Here is a 25,945-nt window from a genome sequence, read left to right as displayed (position 1 = left end):
TGAATGACAACCGAAATTAAGGTTCCAGTATTACCAGAATCAGTTGCTGATGCGACAGTAGCTACTTGGCACGTTCAGGAAGGCGATAGTGTTTCTCGTGACCAAGTATTAGTTGAAATAGAAACTGATAAAGTAGTGTTAGAAGTGCCTGCTACATCCGACGGTGTAGTCAGTGAAATTCGTGAAGGCGAAGGTGCAACCGTTCTTGGCGAACAAGTGATTGCAATTATTGAGGCTGGCGATGCAAAAGCAGCTGATGATAAGCCTGCTAAAGAAGAGTCTTCAGAAAATAAACAAAGTGAAGCACAAGATAGCACTGATGCAAAAGAAACCTCTTCTGATGGTGAAGTACAAGATATTCTTGTACCGGTGTTACCAGAATCAGTTGCGGATGCAACGATTGCGACTTGGCATGTTTCAGAAGGTGATTCTGTATCACGTGACCAAGTGTTAGTAGATATCGAAACAGACAAAGTGGTACTTGAAGTACCTGCAACATCTGATGGTGTGATGGGTAAAATAATTCACGCAGAAGGTGATACGGTATTAGGTCAACAAAAAATTGCTGAAGTGATTGCTGTCGGTTCTTCTGCTAAAGCTTCTGAAAGTGCTAAAGAAGAATCATCAGAATCAAGTGATGAAGTTGCAAGCCCATCTGTACGTCGTTTATTGACTGAAAAAGGCTTATCTGCAAGTGATGTAAAAGGATCGGGTAAAGGCGGAAGAATTACCAAAGAAGATGTAGAAGCTGCAGTTAACAAATCTGCGCCAGTTGCTAAATCATCTCCAGCTGCTGTTACACCTCAAACTAGTGCATTAGGTGAGCGTACTCAGAAACGTGTACCAATGACACGTTTACGTAAAACAATTGCGAATCGTTTACTTGAAGCGAAAAACTCAACAGCAATGTTGACGACGTTTAACGAAGTGAACATGAAACCAATTATGGATCTTCGTAAGCAATACAAAGATGTGTTTGAAAAAACACATGATACACGTTTAGGTTTTATGTCTTTTTACGTGAAAGCAGTAACTGAAGCGCTAAAACGTTTTCCAGCAGTCAATGCATCACTTGATGGTGATGATATTGTTTATCATAACTTCTTTGATATTTCTATTGCTGTATCTACGCCTCGCGGTTTAGTTACACCCGTTTTACGTGACGCTGATCAATTAAGCATGGCTGGTATTGAAAAGGGAATAAAAACTCTTGCAATTAAAGGCCGCGACGGTAAGTTAAGCATGGATGACATGCAAGGTGGTAACTTTACTATCACTAACGGTGGTGTGTTTGGTTCATTACTATCAACACCTATCATCAACTTACCGCAAACAGCTATTTTAGGCATGCATAAAATACAAGATCGCCCAATGGCGGTAGATGGTAAAGTTGAAATTTTACCAATGATGTATTTAGCACTTTCTTATGACCATCGTTTAATCGATGGTAAAGAGTCTGTTGGCTTCTTAGTAACGATTAAAGAGTTGTTAGAAGACCCTACACGTTTACTATTAGACGTTTAAAATAACCTATGGTTATGCCTATAGTAAAAACCGCTCTGTAGTGAGCGGTTTTTTTGTATTGATTGCATTGTTTTGTCATAAATGTACGAAAAATGCAGGCTCACGAAAAGCATTAACAATTCTGAAACGTATTTTTGGCAAAATGATTGAGCAATAAACAAAAAAACTCATAATCTAGACTATAGTATAGCTTCTAAGGGGTTTGCTCTTTAGAGCTTTTGTACTATAATCGGTCGACTTTTCGATGGTAATGATAGATAAGAAATCGTTACCTCTTCATTTACAGATAAGTGGAAAAACACCATGAATTTGCATGAGTATCAAGCGAAACAATTATTCGCTGAATATGGTTTACCAGTTTCTGAAGGTTTCGCGTGCGATACCCCTCAAGAAGCTGCTGAAGCTGCTGACAAAATTGGCGGCGATATGTGGGTAGTTAAGGCACAAGTTCACGCTGGTGGCCGCGGTAAAGCTGGCGGTGTTAAGCTAGTTAAAACTAAAGACGAAATCAAAGAATTCGCACAACATTGGTTAGGTAAGAACCTCGTTACTTATCAAACAGATGCAAACGGTCAGCCAGTTGCTAAAATTTTAGTAGAAAGCTGTACTGATATTGCTAATGAACTATATTTAGGCGCGGTTGTTGACCGTGGTACTCGTCGTGTTGTTTTCATGGCATCAACTGAAGGCGGTGTTGACATCGAAACAGTTGCAGAAGAAACGCCACACTTAATTCACAAAGCGGCGATTGATCCATTAGTAGGTCCTCAAGGTTACCAAGCGCGTGAATTAGGCTTCAAATTAGGTTTAAACCCTACTCAAATGAAGCAATTCGTTAAGATCTTCATGGGTCTTGGCAACATGTTCATTGATCATGATTTCGCTTTACTTGAAATTAACCCATTAGTTATTACAGATGAAGGTAATCTTCATTGTCTTGACGGTAAAATTGGTGTTGATTCAAACGCATTATATCGCCAACCAAAAATTCGTGGTTACCATGATCCATCTCAAGAAGATGAGCGTGAAGCACATGCCGCACAATGGGAATTAAACTACGTAGCCTTAGACGGTAACGTAGGTTGTATGGTTAACGGTGCAGGCCTAGCAATGGGTACAATGGATATCGTTAATTTACACGGCGGTAAGCCGGCTAACTTCTTAGATGTTGGTGGCGGTGCTACTAAAGAGCGTGTATCAGAAGCATTCAAAATTATCCTTTCTGATGACAACGTAAAAGCAGTATTAGTAAACATTTTTGGTGGTATCGTTCGTTGTGACATGATCGCTGAAGGTATTATCGGTGCTGTTAAAGAAGTAGGTGTTGAAGTACCAGTAGTTGTTCGTTTAGAAGGTACTAACGCTGAAGCAGGTCGTGAAGTATTAGCTAACTCAGGTTTAGCGATCATCGCTGCTGAATCTTTAACTGACGCTGCAACGAAAGTTGTTGCTGCTGCGGAGGGCAAATAATGTCTGTATTAATTAACAAAGATACTAAAGTTATCTGTCAAGGTTTCACTGGTGGTCAAGGTACTTTCCACTCAGAGCAAGCGATCGAGTACGGAACGCAAATGGTTGGTGGTGTTTCACCAGGTAAAGGCGGTCAAACTCACTTAGGTCTTCCTGTGTTTAACACAGTACGTGAAGCAGTAGAAGCAACTGGCGCAACAGCAACAGTAATTTACGTTCCTGCTCCATTTTGTAAAGACGCTATTTTAGAAGCGATCGATGCTGGTATCGAACTAATCGTTACTATCACTGAAGGTATTCCTACGTTAGACATGCTTGACGTTAAAGTGAAGCTTGAAGAAACTGGCGTTCGCATGATTGGTCCTAACTGTCCAGGTGTTATCACTCCGGGCGAAACTAAGATCGGTATCATGCCAGGTCACATCCACAAGCCAGGTAAAGTAGGTATTGTATCTCGTTCAGGTACATTAACGTACGAAGCAGTTAAACAAACAACTGATGCTGGTTTTGGTCAATCAACATGTGTTGGTATTGGTGGTGACCCAATCCCAGGTACTAACTTTATTGACGTATTGGAAATGTTCCAAAACGACGACCAAACTGAAGCAATCGTAATGATTGGTGAAATTGGTGGTACTGCAGAAGAAGAAGCAGCTGAGTACATTAAAGCAAATGTTACTAAGCCTGTTGTTTCTTATATCGCTGGTGTTACTGCTCCTCCAGGTAAGCGTATGGGCCATGCTGGCGCAATTATCGCTGGTGGTAAAGGTACAGCTGATGAGAAATTCGCTGCATTAGAAGCGGCTGGTGTTAAAACGGTTCGTTCTTTAGCGGAAATCGGTTCAGCACTTAAAGAGAAAGCGGGTTGGTAATCGGCTAGCCTTCTTTTTGAAGATTTGAAAAACCCGCCATTTGGCGGGTTTTTTGTTATTCAAATACGCTTTTCTTCCACATTTGTTGTTGAGCTAACCCAGGTAAATCTGGATAGATATCGGAAGTATTAATGCCTATTACACTGAGTTGCCAACGAATTCTTTTTATAGAGTTAGGGTTTATGTCAATTCTAACTAAAAAAGGTACTTTTGAAGTTTTATTTAATTCATGAATAGCAAGTTTGTTTTTTCCATGAATTGTAAAACACCCTTTCTGACTTTTTAAACGTGCATCTATGTATGGTGGAAATATTGCTATTGGATGTTTAGGAAGGAATTTGGAACCTAGTTTATATTTTGCCAAAATTTGCTTGTCATCACCATCTCTTGTGATCTTGTCTGTATAATAAATTAACTCTTTTCCTGTTGATAGTTCGTTTAATTTGAAAGGGTTTAAAACCCAAACACAAGGGCTTCTAGACTCTTTATTTTCAATACTAAAAAATAAGGCAATTAAAGCTCCTTCACTCCAATCTAGAAGCCTTGTTGACATACCATAGTGCTGAGCCGCAATAATCCAATCCCACATGGAACTATGTTCACGCCCACCATTTATAAACGCTTTTGCTTTATGAATGAATTGTGTTAGGGACGAAGATTCATCTTCTGGGCTGTATTTGCAGGGGGTTCTAAATTGATTAGGGACTAGTTTATAAGATATTTGGCTATTTCCTCTAAACCAAACGTCTGTAATACCATCGTCGTCGATCAGATCTTCTGCTTTGTCTATAGCTTCAACAAATTCTGAAAGAGACTTAACTTTTTCCTTATTGTGAAAAATATTTTGTGTTTTGTTTAATATAAATTTCATCTTATGAGAGCTACATAAAACCTTTAGTTAAATCAAAGCATTAATTAATTGTCTTGTAAACTTTTTATTTATGTTAATTAATGAAATCAATGGTGTCAGGTCGTTTGATTTGTTCTTGTTAAATACTTTCTAGTATTGCTTTAAAATTTTAATATATTGTAGCAGCGGCCACTACGCCCAAAGGGAGACTGCCTCCGGCCTCCCTCTGGACACCCTCGGAGCTGCTGAAAAATGTAATTCTTCATTCATCATCAATATTCGAGTTAACGTTCAGATAGCACATCCATATGCTACTTCACTTTGATGGCGTCCTGCCAGCAATAGCTGATATTGATTTTTTCATTCAGCATTTTTCAAAGCAGAATAATGCTTCGCTCTAGTGTGATGATTAATTTCGCTGTATCCCAAAATGGGATACGAATAAGAAACGAGCCTTGATTTCAACACCATTTCCCATCGAAGCGATTCAAATAGTATTTAGATGAACGATTTAATCATTATCAGCTTGGATGCTGATAACTGACGTGATACATGGATGTATCATCGTCAGGAATGGTCAATCGGCTAAATACTATTTGATGTTTTCGCTGAGTTGGGCACCGAGGGAGTTGTTAGAGGGAAACGGTGTTATTTCCCTCTAACGTGCTGCGGCCACCGCCGCAATATGATTAGGGTAGAGTGCCAATATTGAAAGTATTTAGCAGGAAAAATACTTTTTAGTTTAATGGTTTTCCTCTACTTATATTGTCGAGGGTGCTCGACGGCACCCAAAGAGGGTTCACGCAAACCCTCTTTGAAAACTCTTGCGCTGCTTGCAAATGCTTTTCTAAAATCATAATCCTATGCTACTTAGCTTTGCTGGTATTCTGCTAGCAATAGCTGATATTGATTATTCATTCAGCATTTTTCAAAGCAGATAAGTGCTTTGTTCTCATTTCGTGTTTACTTTTGTGTAATTGCTTTTATTTGTTATAGAAACGAGCAGCGCGGTCTTTACCATTTCCCGACTCAGGAAGTGAGTTGATAATTTGAGAAAAGAGCAGTTAAGCTGAGCTATGGATGACAATGATTTCAACTTATTTTGTAAACCTCCTTCATATGAAAAACCAAATGTTCTAAGTTTTATACCCACTTTTTGCTTTTAATAGTAGTAAGCTCAAAGGAGCTACCACACAATATATTTACTACATTTATACAACCTTTTAAAGTTGTTTAAAATCAAGTGGTTACATAGGGTTCTCTAAAGCTCCTCTTTTATTAAAAGTTCATACAGTAAATGTCTGCTAAATTTTCGATGAAGTATAGCCCTGTTAAATGGATAACTATATTTCAATATATGAAAATTAATCAAAAAGGATAAGTTATGAAAGAGTTAACAAATAAGGAAGTTAAGCGAGTTAACGGCGGAATGAATAAAATTGATGTTATCAATTATCTTGGTGATGCATTAACTATTGGTGGTGGTATATTGGCGGGTGCTGCTTATACTGCTTCAGGTTTAGGTGTTGTAACCGTAGCTGTCGTGGGTTCTTATTACGCGGGGCAAGCTATTGGAGACTGGTTGTTTAATTGATACTTTAGGAGAAGGATATGAAAAAAGTATTAGCACTAAGTGTTATCCTGACTTTTTATAGTTTAATCATTCTTTATAGTATTTATGCTATTCCAACTGTTTTTGATAAGAGTAACTTAAAAGGCTTACTTTTAGTACTATTAGCAGGTGTTGCCTTGATAATTTGGACTAAAATTTCTTATCATATTTTAACGTCTAAAAGTTAAGGCTCCTAAAAAGAGTTTTAGCTTATTCTCATTATAAAGTTGGTGTTTAATCGTCAGCAGCAATGTTTTCACTTGTTCAAATCGTTAATGGGGTCAGGTACAACTTACGTTAATGGGGTCAGGTACAACTTAAACCTAAATTGAACCTGACCCCATTTATTCTTTGACATCAATGGTTTGTTTGATCAAAATTGCTAGGCTAAACAGGTACCTAAAATAATGGATGTACAAGAAGATGAACAAAGCAATTGATCAACGTGAAGCAATGGAAGTGATGTGCAAACCAAGGTTATCCTTACCTCATGCGCTTTTGTTAACTGCAGTCGTGTTTTTGAGCGTACAAGCTCTTTGTTGGTTTTTTGTGGGAGAGTATAGTTTTCCTAATGCACCAACTATGCTAGATGCTGCGACAACAACATATAGCCGGTGGTTAATGATCGACTTAGCCATTCCTTATAAAATTGCCAATGCGTTAGATTTTACAAATCCCGCTCCACGAGGGATCATTGCTTTTATATTAGCATTTTGTACCTTTAAACTTGCACGTGCGAAAGTGATAAAATAGCTTATCTTTGAAATGAATAGTTCAAATATCAAGCGCTAATTAAGTTCAACACTACCCGAGTTGTCAGTGGGAAAGGTTGTTATCCCTGCTGGCATGCTGCGGCCATTATCGCGATATTGATAGCTTCCAACATAAGTTTATTTCAAGAGAAGTAATCTTATTTTCTAGTAACGTCTTAACGCATTCACCTGTATTTTTAACGAAATAGACTTTATGTATTTAGTTTTTAATCGAAACTACGAAAAAATTAGTATATGTACTTGTTTGATTTATAAACGAATGCTATAAAATAACAGCGAATAATAATAACGGATTAAATGATGGATTACCGAGAATCGACTTTATGCTTAGGAACGACAGATAAATTGCACTGTTCTAACTGTGGTGGTCAAACACATAGTGTTAACTCGATAATTACTTACGGCTACTATTTCCTTGAATATTTACCCATAGTGCCAATTAAGCGAAATACCCAGGTTCATTGTTTACAATGCCAAAGTATTGTTGATATCCCTCGTAACTCAACAGATTTATCGTTAATTTTTTCAAATTTTGCTTTAGCGTTGTTTAATAAGCTGCGGTTATTAAGTACCTTTAGCGGCAGTTTCTTAATCGTTTTATTTCTAAGCTTCTACTTTTCTGACGAACAGTTACATGTCCGCCAAAGTCAAACGCATATAGATGTACCAAAAGTGAATGACTTTTATTATTTAGACTACCAAAATTCCGTCGGTGATTTTCGCCCTCATCAAAAGTATCGTGTCGCAAAAATTGTTGATATTACCGGAGGAACGGTTTCTCTTGTTTATGGAAACTATTATTACCCGCTAAAATCTACGCTAAGCAACGGTGTTAATTTAGGGCATACGGTAAGTGACGATTATTTCGAGAAAGAATGGCATCACTTTTCTTACTCGCAATTAAATCAGTTATTCCAGCAAGGCTTTATTTATCGCGTCATTAGACCTGAGCTTAATTACATTGGCCGAAATAGATCGGCGTATATGATTGATGGTAACGTTGTTACTGAGCCTGAAATAGTCGAAAAAGAGTGGCGTTACGTACCCGGAAAGCGGCAAAACACGCAAGCGATGGCTTTTTTGAAATCAACGCATATAGAAGATAGGTTCGATAAAGCTTTTGAGTTGTTAAAACAGTCTGCCGACTTAGGCTACGCACCAGGACAAACACATTTGGCGGAGCTTTATTTAACAGGCATTGAAGGCCATAAGGATGTTGAAACAGCAGTGTATTGGTTATTTGAAGCTGCAAAGCAGGGTTATCAACCAGCGGTTGAAAAATATCGTGTGATCTGTCAATTAGAAGAGCAATGTCAGATTGAAGACTTTTACCAAGCGTTAAAAGAAACAGGTGCTAGTTTTACTATTTATTAAACTATTTTAATACTAAAAACTAGCTGTTTTATTTTGATGGTATTCGACTTCTGGGTAAATTTTAACGCTGAAAAACTTATTCTTTAATCGTTAATGCTTGTGACATTTCTCCGGCATTTAGCCATGATTCGTGACTTTGTACAACAAGCCATTGATTATCAGTTTTCTTTAAAACAGCTGACCAAAAAATTTGTCCGGTATATTCTTTAATACCTTTTAATTTCAATCGCAGCTTTACAAGTAATGTAAAAGAAACCAAATCAGCACTCAACACGTTAACGTTCCAGTCAAGTATATCATTGTGAAGATCTTCTACGGCAGCTCCTGCTATTTCGTAGGACGCTTTCAGTTCATCGAGTGATTTTATCGAACCACCACTTATAAAAAACGCATCACTCGTATTTGAGTAATAGTCTAGTCCCTTTAAATATTGTCTATTGTTAGAGGCTTCAAAAATTTTAGTTACGACACTGGAAGTTGTATTCATTATTTCTTGTTTTTCAGCGTCTGTCAGTAATGTTGAGGCTACTCTCTGTTTATTAGTCATAAAATCCTTAAAAAGTTATTTGATAATTCAAACGGTAAATTACGCTAGTTCTTAATGATTATTCAAGCATTTATTTGTATTAAAGTATTTAGGGATACGCTTAAGTGCGAAAAAAAGGTTAATAGGGTCAGGTACAATTTAATTCCAGCGCAGGTCAAGCTATTGGAGTCTGGTTAATTAATACTTAAGAAAGTATATTAAAAAAAATTGTTAGTGAGTCTTATCTTAACTTTTTAATGCCTGATCAATATTTATAGTGTTTTTAAATTCCAGATGTTTTTGATAAAAGCTATTTGAAGGGCTTACTTCTAGTACTATCAGTAAGAGTTACATTGTTAATTTGGACTTAAGTTTCTTATCATATTTTTAATATCTGAAAAAAGTAAAGTGGGATCACAAGTTAAATGTACCTGACCCCATTAACCCTGACCCCATTAACCCATAGCCACATGCTACTTCACTTTGTATGCGCTTTAACTGCAACAACTGAGGTTGATTATCTACTTTACTGTCTCAATAAACGCTGAACCTTCAAATCTCCCTTAATTAAAAAATAATCATAAAAAATTTGTCACACTTTTTCATTTCACCGTGACTTTGTAAGTAACTTAATCAATAAAGAGAAAACCCATGAAACCTATTTTATTATTTTTACTTACCTTGTTACTTAGCGTATCAGCATCGAATGCGAATGCAGGCACGTGCATTGTCTCTAAAATATCAGGTACTGGTCAGCCGATATTATTGTTGCCTGGCTTTGTTAGTGATGAAACAGTTTGGCAAGAGATTACTCAGGCTCTTTCAAAGCAATACCAAGTACATCAATTAGCGATAGCAGGCTTTGGTAAAAATAAAGCCTGTAGTAAAGCAGATGCTATTTATCCGCAGGCTATCCAAGAAATAAAGGGATACATCACTAACAATAAGCTACAAAAACCTATTATGATTGGCCATAGTATGGGAGGATTAATGTCATTCCAACTAGCGTTAGTTAAAGATATAGAGCTTGGTGGTGCTATTTCCGTCGATGGCTTGCCATTTATTGGTCCAGTGTTTACAAGAAGTAATGAAACAACAGTTGAAGATCTTTCGTATCAAGCGACTTCAGCAAAAGGCATGTACCAACGTGCAACGCCAGCACAAATTAAGAGCATGACAAAGCAAGGCATCAGTATTCAAACGAAGTTAAAGCGTAAATATCAGCATATAATTGATATGGCAGGGGAGTCAGATCCTATCACAGCAGGTAGTGCTATTTATTCTGTGATGACTACTGATTTGCGCAAAAAACTTGATAAACTTCAAGCACCGGTATTATTAATAGGTGCTGCAGGCGGCTTTACCGAAAAGGCACAGCAAATATCGATAAAAAAGCTATATGCTGCGCAATTGTCACTGGCTTCTCAAGCCACGCTTATTATGAATAATAACGGGAGTCATTTTTTAATGTGGGATGAGCCGAAATGGTTAGTGCAAACGATAATCAAGCAAGTTGAGGCATGGAAATGAGTGCTAAAAGTTACCATTCAGATCTAACGAACGAGCTAAACTATTATGTTGACCGGGCTAAACGTGGAGACAAAGCTGCTTTTCAATCTTTAGTAAGTAAGATTGCCAATACTGTTTCAGCTATCGCTTTGAATATAACTAAAAATATACAAGACAGCCACGATGTTAGCCAATTGGTGTTTATTAAAGTATGGCAGCAAATTAACCAATTAAAAAATAATGATAGTGTACTGCCGTGGATCCGCCAAATTACACGCTATACCGCGATTAATTTTGTCAGAGATAACAAAATTAATCGTCAGGTACATCCAGATGAAGATGGCTTAGACATTTTGTTAGACAAGGTTTGTGATGAGCAACACCAAATGGATACCGTACTCATCAAACAGCAGCAAAGTGACCTTATTTGTCATTTACTTGATCAACTGCCGGATGAAAGCCGTGAAATAGTTTTACTTTACTACCGTGAGGAACATAACAGTAAAGCGGTAGCTAAGCTGTTAGGGCTCACTGAATCAACAGTTCGTAAACGTTTGCAACGCGTTCGACTGCAATTTAAGTCTGATGTTCTTGCAAAATATGGTGAGGTTATTTTCGCTACTGCGCCCATAGGTTTAGTGTCTATGTTTGCTCTTGCCGCAACCGCTTCAGCACCAGTTGCTGCTAGCACTTTCACCATGGCTGTTGCAACTAAGCAAAGTCATTGGTTTAGTAAGTTTTTACTTAGCTTGGGTGGCGCAGCTTTAGGCGGCATTATTGCTGTTCTTACCAACACACTAATGATGAACTATATGAAAAAGCATATTGAAAATGAAGAGGATGTACAAAAGCTTAATCAAATAAAGCATAAAAGTAATGCGGTAATCGCCATTACCTGTTTATTCTTTGCGCTAAGTTACAGTTTTACTCAAGGTTGGGTAATGCCAGTAGTAACCTATATTGTTTTCTTATTTGGCCTATACATAAATATAACTGCCGCTAATAAAATAACACATGCTAATTTGTGTCAACAAGCTCTCAATAGCAAAAAAAGTGCAACCTTGCTGAAGTTGAGTCAATGGGGTAATAAGTTAGGTTGGGTGCTTGGCTTAGGCGGGGGAACATTAGGCTTATTATATGGCCTATATAACAGTGGTCGTTTTCAATATTTTTTTTAATTCTTAATCAGCCAGTATTTGACAATTTTTTACATTTTATTTCAAAAAAAGAACAAGAAATATCAGAAATTTTTCTTATATTTCATTATTATGTCTTTTGATATAGATGTAAATAAAAATAAGAGGACTACATGGAGTTTCAATCTCATCACCCTGTACAGACTAGCGATCGCTTGATTGCTATTGATCTTATTCGTGGTGTTGCTTTATTGGGTATTTTGATCATGAATATTCAAGCATTTTCGATGGCTTTTTCAGCGTATAGTAACCCTACAGCATATGGCGATCTTACAGGTGTTAACTATTATGTTTACTATGTTTCACATGTTTTTGCTAACCAAAAATTCATGACGATATTCTCGTTATTATTTGGCTGTAGTATAGTACTCATGGCTGATCATATAGTGAAAAAAGGTGGAAACGCGAGCAAGATGCACTATAAAAGAATGTTCATTTTAGCCGTGGTAGGTATTGCCCATGCTTATTTGCTATGGTTTGGCGATATTTTATTTCCCTATGCCATTGCAGGGTCGTTTGCTTATTTAGGGCGAAATCTAAAAGCGAGAACGCTGATCATTCTTGGGCTTGTGTTCATCGGTTTAAGCTCATTACTGATGTGGTTGGCGGGTATCTCTCTGCCGCATTGGGAACAAGCAGAAGTTGAAGCAATGCAATCGTTGTGGATGCCTACGGCTGAATATATTCAGCAAGATTTATCAAACAATCGTGCTTCGTGGCTAGGTCAAATGGACTCACGTCATATGATGGCGTCAAAAATGCAAACAAACATCATTTTTTATATTCCTCGTATTTTGGGGCTCATGTTTGTTGGTATGGCGCTTTATAAAATGAATTTTTTTGGTCAACGTTTTTCCAATAAGTCATTATTAATTGCTGGTGGGATAAGTTTTATTATTTCAACAATAGCGATCATTGTAGAACTTGAACAAAATTTCGCATTAAATTGGAAATTTGAATTGATGTTCCTCGGTATTCAATATAATTATTGGGGCAGCATTTTAATGGCATTTTCTTATATGTGCTTCTTACTTGTATTTTCTCGTTTGAATATACTACCTCTGCTGCAAAGTGCGATTACTAATGTAGGCAGAATGGCATTAACTAACTATTTGTCACATACCATTATTTGTTGCATTATTTTCTATGGTTGGGGGTTTGGTCTGTATGGTTCACTTGAACGAATTGAACAGTTCGCGGTTGTATTGGCTATTTGGCTATTTCAATTGGTTTTCTCAACATATTGGTTGAAACATTATCGCTTTGGACCATTTGAATGGGTTATGCGTTCATTAACCTATAATTCGCTACAGCCATTGAAAAAATAGCTATTTAATAGGTCACCAAGCACACTTTTAAAAGCAGGTATATGATGAAAAACCTACTAACAGGGTTGAGCATGTTACTTTTATTATTGATCAGCGTTATAACGTTGGCTGATGATAAGGCCTCTGATCGAGAGGCGATAATCGCTCAAGCAAAAGCATTCTCTCAAGCATATGTTGATGGCGATATTGAAACGATTATGGCTTTTTATAGTACTGAAGCTAAGATTGTTGATGTTAATGACAACATTGAAAGTAACATTGATGCTATACGCCATTTTTGGACTAAAAACCCGAATAGTAAATGGCAAATAAAGTGGCATAAAACAACATCAACAGAATTAATCATTGAAGGCAATATGGCCAGTGATATTGGCTATTATTCTGGGATGTCAATGCACGAAGATGGCAGGGAAGTTGAGTTTGGTGGAGCTTATGTTATCGTTTGGCGTAAAGTTGATGGTATTTGGCGCATGCATCTTGATATGTGGAATAACATTGATGATGAGACGTTAAAACAGTAAATTAATACATTGACAATACTTTGGCGACTTATCAACCGAAAACAGTGTCAATGTTTCACCTTTCTTTAAGTAGTGGTTATTCTTCGCCACTACTTTTCGCTGTTCTATAACCCGGTTTCGCAAGAATCTCAATATAAAAGGTTTTCAAATTATGATCAGCAGCATGATCAATTGATTTGTTCAATTGAGACACATGAATCATATCGGCAGTGGCTTCTGTTGTTCCATATTTACAATCAAAATCCCAGTAATCAGCATCAGTAGGAAGCTGTTTATTTCTTTCTCGTTTTAAATATTTTTTTACTTCAAATTTTATTGCGTCTACAAGACGTGGTGTTTTGATTTTTTCATGTTCTAAAGAAAACGTTTTTTTCATGTGTAACCTTAAAGCTATAATTAAAGGGGTGATGGAACCTCTTAACAAGGGGGTATTCTAACATACTAAGGAGCTTTCAGTTAGCTGCAAATATTTCTTTTAATCCGTTTAAAAAAAAGTAGTTACTTCTATCGCATAAAATAATGTGCTTCATTTGTTTGTGCCTTGAGGGCACTTAACGACCATTTATAGCACGGCTGATATTGCCATTTTTTGTAGCAGCTCATCGGCAATGTTTGCTGCAGAGAATCCTGGCGAAAACCTTCCTCTGAGCTCTCCCTTAGGCCCAATGATTGAAAGCAATATTGAGTGGGCTACGGTATAATTTTGCCCAGTTTTTGACACGTTGAACTGTATACCCAGACTGTCAGTTAATGCCGTTAATTGGCGTTTACTGCCTGAAACACCAACAAAGTTAGGATTAAAATATTTAACAAAATAGCCTAAGTTCTTAATACTAACTCGCTCATGATCTACTGAAACGAAAACAAAGTTTATTGGGTGAGCTACTTCTTGTTCGGAAAGCTGCTGCGCAAGTAACGACATTTGAAATAAACTTGTCGGGCATATATCTGCACATTTACTATAACCAAATAACACTATGGTCCAATGTCTATCCAATGAGTGGTTATTGAACTTCCCTAAGTCAGACATTAAGGTAAAGGTATTTATTGGTCGTGGGTTATCTAGCCATTCAATTGTTGATTTTTTAACATAATGTCTATGTTTATTTAAAGAGAAATTTGAAGCAATTATTATGCTTACAGTTATGCCAAAGAGGCAACAAAGAAAGAATGCCCATTTACGCATTTTTAGACGTTCTATGCGTTAAGTAAATTAATCCAATGGCAATCATTGCGGGGAAAATAACACCAGCAAAGTCATCAATTAGCGCTTCTGGATTACAAATACCTGCATAGACTTCCCAGATATGAAATATTGCGTGACCAGTGAGCCAAAGCGTGGGAACAACCCATAGATCAACGCTATGTTTTTTTAAAAGTGCTCCGTAAATAAAGGCAATGCCAATTAATAGGTAGATGATGCCAATATCTCTAATGAAGTGTTGGTTAAATGGTCCACGATCAGGTACACCAGGCACTAACCAATACCAAGTGTCTGGACTAAATGTCATTAAAACGCCATTAACGAAGGCAAATAACCCAAGCAAAATAGCAGTAAACATTATTGATATTTTCATCTAGTTTACTCCTCTATTGTCTGTAAAGTTGAATTAGGTATGAGAGATTTACTGTTTATTTTTATTTGTTGGCATGCTTTTCCGTAACCTAGAGAGTATTTTAATGTGGGGTAAACACGAGTTGAACTAATAGCATAGGCTATCGCTATAAGAGCTTTATTTCCCAATAGCATTATTATTTTTTCGCGTAATTCATCAGCTGTTGGGTCATGAGTTAATACCTTCTCAGTATACTGAACAATTAATGCAGTTTCTTCCGACAGACTTGTTAAGTCATTAATTATGATAGCTTCAATCGTACTTGTTGGAATTTCAGCTTCAAGAGCCATATTTACCATTAGCTGAGTGCATGAGCCGCAATCATCCCAAAGAATAGTGCGAATTCTTGCTGCATATAATAGCTCATTAGCAAGCGTGCCTTTATGTGATGACATGGTTTGAAAGCACATAAACTTAATAAAAGCAGCGAAGTCAGTGTGCAATATGCTTTGCATATAGCTTACATCATAGTTGTATCGGTTTTTCATCGCCAACAACATCTTATTGCATATATATCGAAACATCTTACTATCCTTATTGTTCTAACGTTAATGGGCTTGTTTCTGGGCGCTTAATAGGATCCTTTTTACACGTCTTATCTGCTTTACTCGCTGTTTTGTATAGTAATATACCGCTGATAACAAACAACAATACACAGGTATAGAGCATGGTATTGAAGTCATTTTTCTCAACTAACATAGAGGCGAGCATAGGCCCGCTTGCGATACCCAATGAAGAGGCAACTGCAGACATTGCGGCAAGTCTGCCACTGTTATCAAACTGTGCTGTCATGGCAAGTAAATATGCTAATAATGCTGGCCATGAAAAAAACAGTAAGGCTAATGCGATCACAAATGATAATGAAGTGTTCAGCGTTGCTAACAAGACGGCAGCTGTAATTGATGCAATTATTCCAATAATTAAGGGAGGCCTTCGACCAAAGCGGTTACCTGAAATTACCGGCATTAGTGCACCAAGTAACCCTAATAATCCTGTTGTTGCAATGTAAATATTTGTACTGTTATGACTAATGTTAGCGTGTAAGCCGATAAGTCCGCTGTAGGCATATATAGCACTTGCCGCTGTTTGATAAAGAAATATTGATAGCAACAATAACGTTGAATACTTACTAAAGATAAGGCCGACTGAATTTTGCAGATCCGTTGCTTTTATCTTTGTTAATTTAGGGACTATTAGTACAAACAGAAGACTGATCATGGAAATGCTTGCCATAATATAGAAAACTGTATACGTGCCTAGTATAGGCTCTAAAGTTGGTAATAGACCGATGACTAGCGCACCTATTAAGAATTGGATAAATAGCAGAAAGCCAAATGCACGATCGGGGCTTTGTAAACGCGCTAATACAGAAAATACTATACCAGTACAAACCCCACCAATAACGCCTGCCATTAAGCGCCAGCTCAACATTAACGAGTATCCATTGATTCGAGAAGTGCCTAAATCAATCAGAACTAATAAAGCTAAACAGGCAAATGTTGCTTTGCGCCATGCGATATGACGTACTAGAAAAATAGCGATCATACTCCCAAATATACCGCCATAGCTGTTTGAAGCGACGATTTGCCCTGCGTCACTACTGCTATAAGAAACATTAACGGCTAATGCGTTTACTACACCGGGTAAAAAATTAATGTAGGCAAGGCCAGCCATAGCAATGAAGGCAAGCAAAAAGTAAGTGAAAAGGCTATTTTTTTCTGTTCTATTTAAATGAGTATTCACCGATTTTATTCCTTTCTGGGTTGAACTCAGGATGAAAAATGAGATATTAATGTATTGGAATACAGAGAAAAATAGACGGAATAACCATACTATAGTGAATGTTTTTCATGAACGTTTCTTGTTACTATGAGAAGATTAAACACTGAGATAAATATGTGAATGGACAAGTTACGGTCTTTAGAGATATTTTTAGCAACTTATGATCATGGTAGCTTTGCAGCAGCGGCAAGAGCATGTAATACCGACCCATCAACCGTTAGTAAAGCTGTTCATCGCTTAGAACTGCAACTCGGGTTAACGTTATTTCAGCGTTCCACAAGAAAGTTAAGCATTACCGCAGCAGGAGAAAGGTACGCACACACTGTTAGGAAAATGACTAAAGAGCTAGCAATATGTGAAGATGAATTAAAATATTCAAACGATACGCCTAGCGGTAAACTATGTATTAGTGCAGCGGTTTGTTACGGACACTTGTATATTCGGCCGCTTATAAGTGCCTTTTGTGAGCAATACACTGAGATAGAATTAGTACTTGAAATTAATGATTTACATGTGGATATTATCGAAAATAATATTGACCTAGCGATTCGTACAGGCTTTGTTAAAGATAGCCGTTTGGTTGCAAGATGTGTGAGCCCGATGGACTTTCTTACCTGTGCATCCCCACAATATTTAGCTAATCATGGTACACCAGGTTGTTCAGATGATTTTCATCAACACCAATGGATAGGCTTTCGTATAAAAGAAACACAACAGTTACAACCTATTTTATTACCTAATAGCCAAGGAGAATACAGACCGTTTTCATTGAAACGAAACCATATTACCGATGATGGTGAAACTATGGCTCATATGTGTGTTGATGGTTTAGGATTTGCCCAACTACCGCATTTTCTCGCAAAAGAAGGGTTGCAAAATGGCAGTCTTGTTTCTCTTTATCCGTGTTATAGAGCCCCTCAACCTGAGAGTGGCGTATTTGTTATTTATCCTAAACGCGATTTCCTACCCGCTAAGGTAAGAGTATTTATTGATTTTCTCACACATTATTTAGACGATATAGGTGAAAGTGCTAACCACACTTGGGCAAAAAACTGGTCCCCGTTGATAACATTTTCTAATGAGGGTAAGTAAGGTTGATATGCCAATGAAAGATAGCTTTCATTGGCCCATTAGCTGTTTCCCCATGGATTGAACTTACCGGTGTTGCGCTTTTCTGCTCTTTGCTTGGTTTTTTCTGCGCGTTTTAATCTCAGGTTTTCTGCATCTTCAAAGCTTAATTCAGCCGGTTCTTTAGGGGTTTCATTGTTGGGAATTATGCGTTCGCGCGGCGGTTTCTCAAATTCTCGATCACTTGCTCGTGGTAAATTTTTATATTGATATAGGTAGAATGATTCAACTTTTTCTCTCGCCCATTGTGTTTTCTTTAAAAACTTTACACTGGCATTAATGCTAGGGTTTTTATTGAAACAATTAATATTGAGGTAAGCATAAAGCAAAGGAAACCCATAATGATCAACAATTTCATTCAGCACAGTTGTTAAACTTGTACCATGAAGTGGGTTAGTTAAATAGGGATTTTCGTTGGTCATAAAAATGATTTACTAGCATAATTTGCGCGAAGTATAGTTCAAGCGCGCGTGTATTTATATCTTTAAGGTTACTCTTTTTTATTTTTCTTAAAGAGCTGTTGTGAATACACGCGATATTAACGTTAACGACTTACACTCTGTTAAAAAGTGTTGTTACCATTCATGTTAACCTTCTCGGCAATATTTTTGATATTGACAGAGCCTGAACCGTCATCGACTAAAGTAAAGCTTTTGGCTTGATCGACGTTAATACTGCCTGAACCATCCGAAATAGAAACTTCTTGTTTGACATTTTTCACATCAATACTGCCTGAACCATCATCTATGGTAACAAACCCTTGTATCGATTTAGCTGTGATAGAGCCAGAACCATCATTTATCGTTAGTGAGCCTTGGATTGATTCTACGGTAATTTCTCCAGAGCCATCGCTTATGTTTACATCGCCGTCAATATAAGAAACATCAATACTGCCAGAGCCATCGTTTATGTTGGCGGATTTTACATTTGTTAGGGTTATTGGGCCTGAACCATCTTGAATATTTACTGAGAATCGACTAGGTAATTGCAATGCTAAATCAATTCGTGTGCTTTCATTAAAACCTTTATTTTTGGAAGTTAACATCGTGTAAGCATTTTCATTTGTTAATGATAATTGATAATTATCGTGAGCCTCTTTTTGATAAATTTGGGCAACTACTTTGATGATATTAGTGTCACTTCCGGTTATTGATAAAGAGCCTGAACCCACATCTATTTTAATTTTTTGTATGCTATCGGCGTCAAGTTGTAAGGTTTTTGTGTCTTGTAAGGTTAAAGAAGAGTGCCAGTTAGCTAAGGTTGAGAAGGCAATTATAGCCGTGGCAGTTAAGGCTGTTATTGGTTGTAGAAGTTTCATTTTAGTCCTAATACTTATTATGTTTTATAATTAAGTAACGAGAAATGATAAAAAGGTTTAAACCGATTTACAAAAATTATACTTTTTAGCCTGATAGTTTTTCAATCGCTTTCATTTTTTTGTCTATTAACTCTATTAATGTACCAGTTAATGTCATTAATTGAGTTTCAAGTAACTTGCGTGTTTCTTCTGCTTGTGTTGATTTTTCGTACTGTAATTCAGTGAGTTTACGCTGTGCTTCTTTTATTTGTTCTTTGACTTCTTTAATGAGTTTATTGAGTTGGGTAATTTCACTGTCTTGAGGTTCGGTTTCTGTTTTATCAGTTTGGTTTTCAATGATTTGTTCACCCAATTTTTTGCCGATTTCTTGCTGTTCTTTTTCAAACTTTTCAAGAGCCTCTGCTGAAATAGATACGCGTGTGCTTGGTATACTATTAGAATGACTATCCGCAATATTAATATTTGTCACACTGTTATCTTGTCTAACACTTCTAAGTGATGACAACTGAGTTGATAGCGAAGATGAAACGTTTAAGGTGTTCATATCAATAGTAATGGATTTGAATATGCGTTTATTTCTTATCGGCAAAGAATAAACTTTCTTTACATGTTATTTATTTCAGTAGTGGAAGTTGGTTGAGCTGAGAAAAATATCTATGTGTTTAAAATGATTAAGCCATAAGGTTTGAGAAAGTAACCAGTAGCCAGTGAAGGTTACTGGTTATCGAGAGATTAAGAGTTAATGATTAAATAATGACTCTTCGGTGATTAACTCAATAGAGTTTAATACATTAGCAAAGCTATCAGTTAATGAATCACTGTTTAGTACGTTTTGACGGTGCATTTCGAAAAGCTTGTTATATTTTTTGATTTTCTTTCCGAGCACTCTCCAAGCTTGTTTCTTGGCACCCATCGGCCAAGATTCAAGTTCTATTTTACTCGTCGCTAATCGACTTGAGAACATATTCATCGCTCCAAGTGCCATCTGTCTATGCTGTGAATTAGAATCAGCACTTGAGATAGTTGCTAAGCCCGATGCCACTTCAGATGCTTGTTTTAATGCGTCATAATAATCTTTCATCGCATCTTCGTCGTATTCATCAACTTCAAAATCATATTGTCTATCGCGCACAACATTATGCGTTTGTACGGCGGTATGATGTGTCACAACGGTTGGCTCGGGTTGAACTTCAACAATGGTTGCGCTTGCTGTCGCTTGTGGTGTTGGGTCATCAGCACCGCCAACGGTAAGCATGCCTCCTTTACCTAGCCCCCCTTTAACTTGCTGTGCTTTATAATTTCGCAGCGCTTTAACCATTTGGTTATATGAATCTGCAAATGCTGCAGTGATTATTTTACCCTCGGGAGAGTTACTAAACCCACTTGCTCCTGCAAAACCACCTGAAAACAGTCCACCAAAAAAACTAAAATCGTAATTACCCGCGTTTCCAACGGCGGCTGAAACTTGAACACCTGATCTATTGTCTATAAGTAATAGTGTTGTGGCTGCTTCATTTTTGCTTAAACCGCCGCCAATAATGGAACCGAAAGATCCTAATAATGATGCGCCAACGGCTTTTAATCCTTGCGTACCTTGTGCTGAAAATTGTATTTCAGGACTTATGGTGTAATCTGCTGCTACCATTTGACCGCCTCCTAGATTACTGCCTTGCCTAAGTTGTCCTGATTGCATGAGTTGGCGTTCTCGGTTCATGGCATTCATAGCCTTGCCACGCTCAACGACAACAAAACAATTAGACTGTTGTATCATTAATCTAACAACAGGGAGCGTACTGCCGAGTTTTGGGTATCTGCGTCGATAATCATGCCACCATGCTAAAGAAGTATCTTCAAAGACCGATAAGGTACCTAAAGGTAGGGTACATTTTTCTAATCCTGCATTGTCATTTTCTGCGTTACTACCTGCAGCACCACCGCTCACAACATTACCACTTGAGCCTCCCATTTTAGGTGAAGTGGACATACAGCCTATTAACGTGATAGAGATGCTACAAACTACAATTAGCTTTTTTAAATTGAAAGGGGTAGTAAGGATTTTGATATTTTTATTCGCCATGTTCATTTCTCCATTGAAAAGCTTTAATCCTTGCGATTTATCTAAAGATAATAAATAAATCGAGTGTTAATTATATTGAGAACAAAACGTTAGCATTTCGTTAAAAAAGAGGCATCGATAGATAACGGAATTTATCGACAGTTAACGCTATTTAACGATAATTTATATATTTAAAACAGAATCTTTTTGGTTTAATATTAAACAGATCTGAGTGGTGATTAAATAGCTATAACGCTTTATTTAGTTTATACCAAAGGAATGTTCACGGAATGAAAGAAAAAGTACAGCGTAAAAGAGGGATCAAAGCGTCTCGTGTAAAACTTGAACACGCACTGTTTGCAGCAGGCTTTAAAACTCAAGCGGCTTTAGCTGAACATATTGCTAATATTGAGCAACTCGAAAGTGCGCCTAAAGATATGGTTAATCGTGTTTTTAGGGAAAAAGCCGTGTCTGCGGCATCAATTGAACGAATTGCCGCTGCGTTAAATGTTGATGCTTACACTTTATATTTAACACAAGAAGATTCTTTATCACCGAGTACGGTATTGGCAGATGGAGCAAACGATTCATCAGTTGAATTTATAAAAAATCGCAACAGTCTACAATTTTGGATTGCAGTTGTGATTGGTGTTTTTTTAGTGATTATTGTTTTGTGGCAAGGGACAAAGCCTTCGATAGAAAATTATATTTCGCAAACTAAAAACAAAGTTGTAGATAACACAGCTTTCACTAAACAATATCGCTCGATGATAGAAAAAGGATTAACACCTGCTATCGCATTTTATGCAAAACCTGAACTTGAATCATCACTTGTTAGTTTACGTCATCAATTAGAAAATGACTTTAATATAGTTGCTGACACTATTATTAGCTCTCCTGAAACGATACTTCCTAGCGAACAAATTGCCCTAAAACAAGTTGATTTTACATTGAGTTTACAAAGCCGTCAGTTTGGTCGGCATATTTTAGTGGAAACGTTTTTAGCAAATGAACAGCAAAAAGTGTTAATAAGCCAACACTTTTTTATTAGTAAGGCTTTGTTTTTAGAACCTACATTATTGACAAAAAAGCTCGTTGAACCGATCCAAACACGTGTTACAGGTCAAACTTCTACAATAGAACAAAATAATGTTGTTGATAGTACCGCATCGATGTTTTATCTAGAGGGAATAGCTTGGCTAGATGAATCTTATGATCTAAATAAAATTAAAATGGCACAAGGTCGTTTTCTCAATGCTATACAAATAAATCCACGCTTTGCTCGTGCTCATGCTGGTTTATGTCAAGCGTATATTTTTGAAAGCTGGAGCGGAGATGAAAAGCATTTATTGGCCCAAGCAACTAAACATTGCCAAATAGCAATAGACATTGATCCTAATTCTACGAACGCTATTGCTGCAGAAACATTCCTAATGCGCCGCACAGGCAGATTAGCAGAAGCTATTCAAAGATTACTCTCACTGCCAAATAAAAATGCCGAATTAAACTATGAATTAGCGTATGCACAATTTGAACAGTTTAGACAATTGGGTCTAGATAAAGAGTCGTTAGATACTGCGAGACAATCAACTTTACAGGCTATTCGTCAAGATGAACATATGTGGAAGTATTATCTGCTATTAGGGTTAATTGAATGGACAGATGGTCATACAGAACGAGCGATTTTAGCTTATGAAAAAGCTGCTCAATATAATCAAAGCGATGTGGTTTTAGCAAATTTAGGCACGCTAAATTATTGCGTAGGAAATATTGAAAGTGCAAAAGGTTATTATCATCAAACGTTATCAAAAAAACCTGATTCATACTTAGCATTAGAGCAACTAAGTATGTTGCATTACTTTGCCGGTGAATACCCCAAAGCTATCGAATTACGCTTACAAGCTATTGCATTAGCGGGCGAAGCCGGAATTCATCAAATATGGGGAGGGCTTGCTGATATGTATGTTGCTAATAATCAGCACAATGAAGCGATTAATGCTTATCAAAAAGCACTAGCGGTTATTGATCGAGACTTTGCTAGGGGCAATGAAACGATTAACGATAAAGTGTATCAACTGTATTATTCAGTACGTATAGCAAAAGAAAACGGGATGAAGCAACTATCTGAAAGTGACTTGTTAACGCGCATAGAACCTTTATCGACAAGAAGTGATAGTTTAGATTTATCAACTAAAGTTAGAGTGGGATTGTTATATGCGTACGTATCTAAAGATGATAAGGCACAATTGTATTTATCTAAAGCAATAGAAAAATGTCCTATTTATCAGCAATTGCCTGAATTAAAAGCAGATGATAACCAGTTTGTTTTTAAAACCCAGTTGTAGGTACTTGCGAGTAAAACGTTAGGGTCTGTTGCTCTTTCGAGATTAAGTTTTGTTGAACTCACGTATCTTTGAAGAAATACGAGGTTATCAACATGCTTGCTAATTTTGCATTTTGATGAGTAATACCAATTCGCATAAATATTCGATCATTCAGCGAGAATTAAACGCTTTAGAGGCACGGCGTTGATTGCAAAGAATGGTTATTCAGGAGAATGTGCTCCTACGTTCTCTAATAAGCTACATCCTTGTAGCGCCCTTGTTAAAATCAACAACACAGGCTATGAAGCGTTTAAACTCGCCCTTTGGGAGCGTGTTAGAGGCGCGATAATTGCGCAAAACGTGTTTGATGTAGAACAACTATACCTGCACACGTTTCGTTTATTCTCCCACCGCTGACATTGCTCTGAACTGACTTAATTTTTATGCGAATTGGTATGAATGTTAACTCTCAAGTTCGAATATAAACACTCTTGATAGATAACAGATTCATAGAGTGAGATAGACAAATGGAAAGTGAAAGGTGCTACTTTCCATTTGTCATTTTAGTCAATAAATGCAGTATGATTGTTAAGCGATTAATCAGGTCGATTTTTCTTGAACGGTTGGGTGATCCCTGAGTACTCATTAGCGCCTAATCTTGCTAAAGGTGCTATTTTTTCAGCATGGATTGTCATCCTTTCATTGCTTGAGGAGACCACGTTATCATTGAGAAAAAGTGTTTTTATCTCGACAAATATTAAGCTTTGAGGTGTGTTCCCAATTTCTTTAATTTCATATAATTCACAACCATACGCGATATCACACTGTGCTAGTCTAGGAAGGTCAAATTGATCAAAGGTCGTTGTGTTGAGTAAATTCGTGTCAATTTCTGCTAATTCTGATTCACCATGCGCTAATGTAGCAGCGGTTTGTGTGACGAGTGATGCTTGGCTTTCACTAGCAATGTGTATGACAATTCTTTGATTTTCTAGAATATTCGTTAATGTATCTTTTACTTCACCATGAGGTTTTTTGCCAACAGATATCATTAAAAGCGCCGGTTCACTACTTATCGCAGTAAAATATGAAAAAGGAGCGAGATTTAATACTTGGCGAGTAGTGCCTAAATTTGAAGCGGTTAGTGCCCATGCTATTGGTCTTGGGATCACTGTCTGTGTCATGAAATGGTATCGCTGGTTAGCAGAGAAATCGGAAAAATTTATAAGCATAATAATGAATAAATAACTGTAGATGAATGCATTGATTTATAACAAGTTAGTTTTTGTGTTACCACCATAATTTGTAAATTTGTTAACACGATGCAAGTTATTCAATATTTTTGTTTTATGAATGACAATTTTGTAGTTCTAATTTTAGCCAGTTTAGTGCGCACTCTCTTCCTAGCTGATAACCATCAAATGTTTTCATGTTTAACTTATCGACTGATCTTGCATGGGCCAGTATGTTCGTTTGTTTGGCGTCGAAAGGGTGATAATGTACTATCGCAAAAGCGGCAATATTGCTTAATGACCCTATGCATAACTGTGCTTCGGGCGTATAGGTATAGCGATTAATTTTGTTGACTAAGATGCCTAGTTTATTTGAATAATGTTGCTGTAAAAACGTTTCGTATTCTTCTACCATCTCTAAAGTAAACGTTACATTATTATTGACGATCACTTCAGCGGTATTTTCGGAAAGTTTTTTGATATAACCAAAGCTCAAGCGGTACAACATGGGCTTATCTCGCAAGATGAATAGTTATTTAAATATAGTATAAATACGGTAATTAAAAAATTTTTGTGTTGAAATTATACTAAGGCTAAACCATGGGTAAAAATAAAAATGCGTTTGATAGGTTCTGACTATATTAGACTAACACCACCTCTATATCTTCATCAAATGACTGTTCTAAATAGATAATAGCTAACTCAATAGAGCCAAACTTGTCATTTAACTGCTGACGTGCGTGGTTTTTTGCATTGGCTAGTTTTGGCTCTGATGTGTGTGCTAAAAACAACCAAGTTTTAACGAGTGTTTCAGGATACGTTTTCATACATTGCTTTCCTTGCAATAATACCAATTCGCATAAATATTCGGTCATTCAGCGAGAATTAAACGCTTTAGAGGCACGGCGTTGATTGCAGAGAATGGTTATTCAGGAGA

The 25,945-nt window shown here is 37.0% G+C and carries 27 protein-coding genes; 13 read left to right on the top strand and 14 right to left on the bottom strand.

The features are described 5' to 3' along the window. Positions 1–3 precede the first annotated feature (3 nt). The 3 genes from odhB (at position 4) to sucD (ending at position 3,866) form a co-directional block, all read left to right on the top strand. Complete coding sequence (gene odhB, locus BI291_RS04655) at positions 4–1,524, top strand: 2-oxoglutarate dehydrogenase complex dihydrolipoyllysine-residue succinyltransferase (RefSeq protein WP_074496590.1); 1,521 nt, start codon at positions 4–6, stop codon at positions 1,522–1,524. A 303-nt stretch (positions 1,525–1,827) separates the two neighbouring features. Further along, positions 1,828–2,994, top strand: a complete 1,167-nt coding sequence (sucC, locus tag BI291_RS04650) for an ADP-forming succinate--CoA ligase subunit beta (protein WP_074496589.1) — start codon at positions 1,828–1,830, stop codon at positions 2,992–2,994. Continuing rightward, entirely contained in the window at positions 2,994–3,866 is an 873-nt protein-coding gene (gene sucD, locus BI291_RS04645; protein ID WP_074496588.1) for a succinate--CoA ligase subunit alpha, read from the top strand. Before sucC ends, sucD begins: the two co-directional genes overlap by 1 nt. A gap of 55 nt (positions 3,867–3,921) precedes the next feature. Here the strand turns inward: sucD and BI291_RS04640 are convergent, their stop codons facing one another. Next, the gene (locus BI291_RS04640) at positions 3,922–4,737 is read right to left on the bottom strand and encodes an FRG domain-containing protein (RefSeq protein ID WP_074496587.1); all 816 of its coding nucleotides are present in this window, start codon (positions 4,735–4,737) and stop codon (positions 3,922–3,924) included. Positions 4,738–6,100: 1,363 nt separating this feature from the next. Here BI291_RS04640 and BI291_RS04635 point away from each other — a divergent pair. From BI291_RS04635 to BI291_RS04620, 4 genes are all read left to right on the top strand, one after another. Next, positions 6,101–6,310: a hypothetical protein gene (locus tag BI291_RS04635; protein ID WP_074496586.1), complete on the top strand. Its 210-nt coding sequence runs from the start codon at positions 6,101–6,103 to the stop codon at positions 6,308–6,310. A gap of 17 nt (positions 6,311–6,327) precedes the next feature. Then, positions 6,328–6,516, top strand: coding sequence for a hypothetical protein (locus tag BI291_RS04630; protein WP_074496585.1), 189 nt, complete (start codon positions 6,328–6,330; stop codon positions 6,514–6,516). 235 nt (positions 6,517–6,751) lie between these two features. Next, positions 6,752–7,081, top strand: a complete 330-nt coding sequence (locus BI291_RS04625; RefSeq protein WP_074496584.1) for a hypothetical protein — start codon at positions 6,752–6,754, stop codon at positions 7,079–7,081. Between the two features lie 317 nt (positions 7,082–7,398). Next, positions 7,399–8,475, top strand: coding sequence for a tetratricopeptide repeat protein (locus tag BI291_RS04620; RefSeq protein WP_139302556.1), 1,077 nt, complete (start codon positions 7,399–7,401; stop codon positions 8,473–8,475). Positions 8,476–8,551: 76 nt separating this feature from the next. Here the strand turns inward: BI291_RS04620 and BI291_RS04615 are convergent, their stop codons facing one another. Next, complete coding sequence (locus BI291_RS04615) at positions 8,552–9,022, bottom strand: nuclear transport factor 2 family protein (RefSeq protein ID WP_074496582.1); 471 nt, start codon at positions 9,020–9,022, stop codon at positions 8,552–8,554. A 630-nt stretch (positions 9,023–9,652) separates the two neighbouring features. Between BI291_RS04615 and BI291_RS04610 the strand changes: the two genes are divergently transcribed. From BI291_RS04610 to BI291_RS04595, 4 genes are all read left to right on the top strand, one after another. Next, positions 9,653–10,531, top strand: coding sequence for an alpha/beta fold hydrolase (locus tag BI291_RS04610; RefSeq protein WP_074496581.1), 879 nt, complete (start codon positions 9,653–9,655; stop codon positions 10,529–10,531). Continuing rightward, positions 10,528–11,688 (top strand): RNA polymerase sigma factor, encoded by a 1,161-nt coding sequence (locus tag BI291_RS04605; RefSeq protein WP_074496580.1) that lies wholly within the window; start codon positions 10,528–10,530, stop codon positions 11,686–11,688. The genes BI291_RS04610 and BI291_RS04605 overlap by 4 nt, the downstream gene beginning before the upstream one ends. 131 nt (positions 11,689–11,819) lie before the next feature. After that, entirely contained in the window at positions 11,820–13,034 is a 1,215-nt protein-coding gene (locus BI291_RS04600; protein WP_074496579.1) for a DUF418 domain-containing protein, read from the top strand. Between the two features lie 41 nt (positions 13,035–13,075). Continuing rightward, positions 13,076–13,555 carry a DUF4440 domain-containing protein gene (locus BI291_RS04595; RefSeq protein WP_074496578.1) on the top strand — a complete coding sequence of 160 codons (480 nt, stop codon included), beginning with the start codon at positions 13,076–13,078 and terminating at the stop codon, positions 13,553–13,555. 76 nt (positions 13,556–13,631) lie between these two features. On the opposite strand, the gene BI291_RS04590 is transcribed toward BI291_RS04595, so the two are convergent. From BI291_RS04590 to BI291_RS04570, 5 genes are all read right to left on the bottom strand, one after another. Further along, a complete protein-coding gene (locus BI291_RS04590) occupies positions 13,632–13,931 on the bottom strand; it encodes a DUF6172 family protein (RefSeq protein WP_074496577.1) in 300 nt (99 codons plus the stop codon). A gap of 186 nt (positions 13,932–14,117) precedes the next feature. Continuing rightward, positions 14,118–14,741 carry an SCO family protein gene (locus BI291_RS04585; RefSeq protein ID WP_074496576.1) on the bottom strand — a complete coding sequence of 208 codons (624 nt, stop codon included), beginning with the start codon at positions 14,739–14,741 and terminating at the stop codon, positions 14,118–14,120. Further along, entirely contained in the window at positions 14,734–15,132 is a 399-nt protein-coding gene (locus BI291_RS04580) for a hypothetical protein (protein WP_074496575.1), read from the bottom strand. Before BI291_RS04580 ends, BI291_RS04585 begins: the two co-directional genes overlap by 8 nt. A 5-nt stretch (positions 15,133–15,137) precedes the next feature. After that, positions 15,138–15,695 (bottom strand): hypothetical protein, encoded by a 558-nt coding sequence (locus tag BI291_RS04575; RefSeq protein WP_074496574.1) that lies wholly within the window; start codon positions 15,693–15,695, stop codon positions 15,138–15,140. A gap of 10 nt (positions 15,696–15,705) precedes the next feature. Beyond that, positions 15,706–16,914, bottom strand: a complete 1,209-nt coding sequence (locus tag BI291_RS04570; RefSeq protein ID WP_074496573.1) for an MFS transporter — start codon at positions 16,912–16,914, stop codon at positions 15,706–15,708. Between the two features lie 159 nt (positions 16,915–17,073). On the opposite strand from BI291_RS04570, the gene BI291_RS04565 reads away from it, so the two are divergent. Then, complete coding sequence (locus BI291_RS04565; protein WP_074496572.1) at positions 17,074–18,045, top strand: LysR family transcriptional regulator; 972 nt, start codon at positions 17,074–17,076, stop codon at positions 18,043–18,045. A 38-nt stretch (positions 18,046–18,083) separates the two neighbouring features. On the opposite strand, the gene BI291_RS04560 is transcribed toward BI291_RS04565, so the two are convergent. The 4 genes from BI291_RS04560 to BI291_RS18400 all read right to left on the bottom strand — a co-directional run bounded on the left by BI291_RS04560 (position 18,084) and on the right by BI291_RS18400 (position 21,476). Then, a complete protein-coding gene (locus tag BI291_RS04560; RefSeq protein ID WP_074496571.1) occupies positions 18,084–18,503 on the bottom strand; it encodes a VF530 family DNA-binding protein in 420 nt (139 codons plus the stop codon). Between the two features lie 140 nt (positions 18,504–18,643). Next, positions 18,644–19,399, bottom strand: a complete 756-nt coding sequence (locus BI291_RS04555; protein ID WP_074496570.1) for a hypothetical protein — start codon at positions 19,397–19,399, stop codon at positions 18,644–18,646. A gap of 85 nt (positions 19,400–19,484) precedes the next feature. Continuing rightward, complete coding sequence (locus tag BI291_RS04550) at positions 19,485–19,868, bottom strand: hypothetical protein (RefSeq protein ID WP_139302555.1); 384 nt, start codon at positions 19,866–19,868, stop codon at positions 19,485–19,487. A 270-nt stretch (positions 19,869–20,138) separates the two neighbouring features. Beyond that, complete coding sequence (locus tag BI291_RS18400; RefSeq protein WP_074496568.1) at positions 20,139–21,476, bottom strand: CsgG/HfaB family protein; 1,338 nt, start codon at positions 21,474–21,476, stop codon at positions 20,139–20,141. A 269-nt stretch (positions 21,477–21,745) separates the two neighbouring features. Here BI291_RS18400 and BI291_RS04540 point away from each other — a divergent pair, with 269 nt between their 5' ends. After that, positions 21,746–23,800 carry a lipopolysaccharide assembly protein LapB gene (locus BI291_RS04540; RefSeq protein ID WP_074496567.1) on the top strand — a complete coding sequence of 685 codons (2,055 nt, stop codon included), beginning with the start codon at positions 21,746–21,748 and terminating at the stop codon, positions 23,798–23,800. Between the two features lie 575 nt (positions 23,801–24,375). Here the strand turns inward: BI291_RS04540 and BI291_RS04530 are convergent. The 3 genes from BI291_RS04530 to BI291_RS04520 all read right to left on the bottom strand — a co-directional run bounded on the left by BI291_RS04530 (position 24,376) and on the right by BI291_RS04520 (position 25,835). Further along, positions 24,376–24,960, bottom strand: a complete 585-nt coding sequence (locus BI291_RS04530) for a flavin reductase family protein (RefSeq protein ID WP_368482957.1) — start codon at positions 24,958–24,960, stop codon at positions 24,376–24,378. A 163-nt stretch (positions 24,961–25,123) separates the two neighbouring features. Then, a complete protein-coding gene (locus BI291_RS04525; protein WP_074496564.1) occupies positions 25,124–25,516 on the bottom strand; it encodes a hypothetical protein in 393 nt (130 codons plus the stop codon). Between the two features lie 133 nt (positions 25,517–25,649). Next, positions 25,650–25,835, bottom strand: coding sequence for a hypothetical protein (locus BI291_RS04520; RefSeq protein ID WP_074496563.1), 186 nt, complete (start codon positions 25,833–25,835; stop codon positions 25,650–25,652). Between the last annotated feature and the right edge of the window lie 110 nt (positions 25,836–25,945).

It is taken from the genome of Thalassotalea sp. PP2-459 (assembly GCF_001913705.1).
Lineage (GTDB): Bacteria > Pseudomonadota > Gammaproteobacteria > Enterobacterales > Alteromonadaceae > Thalassotalea_C > Thalassotalea_C hakodatensis.
The sequence above is the reverse complement of the archived record's forward strand: the minus strand, read 5'-3'. Positions and strand labels throughout refer to the sequence as shown.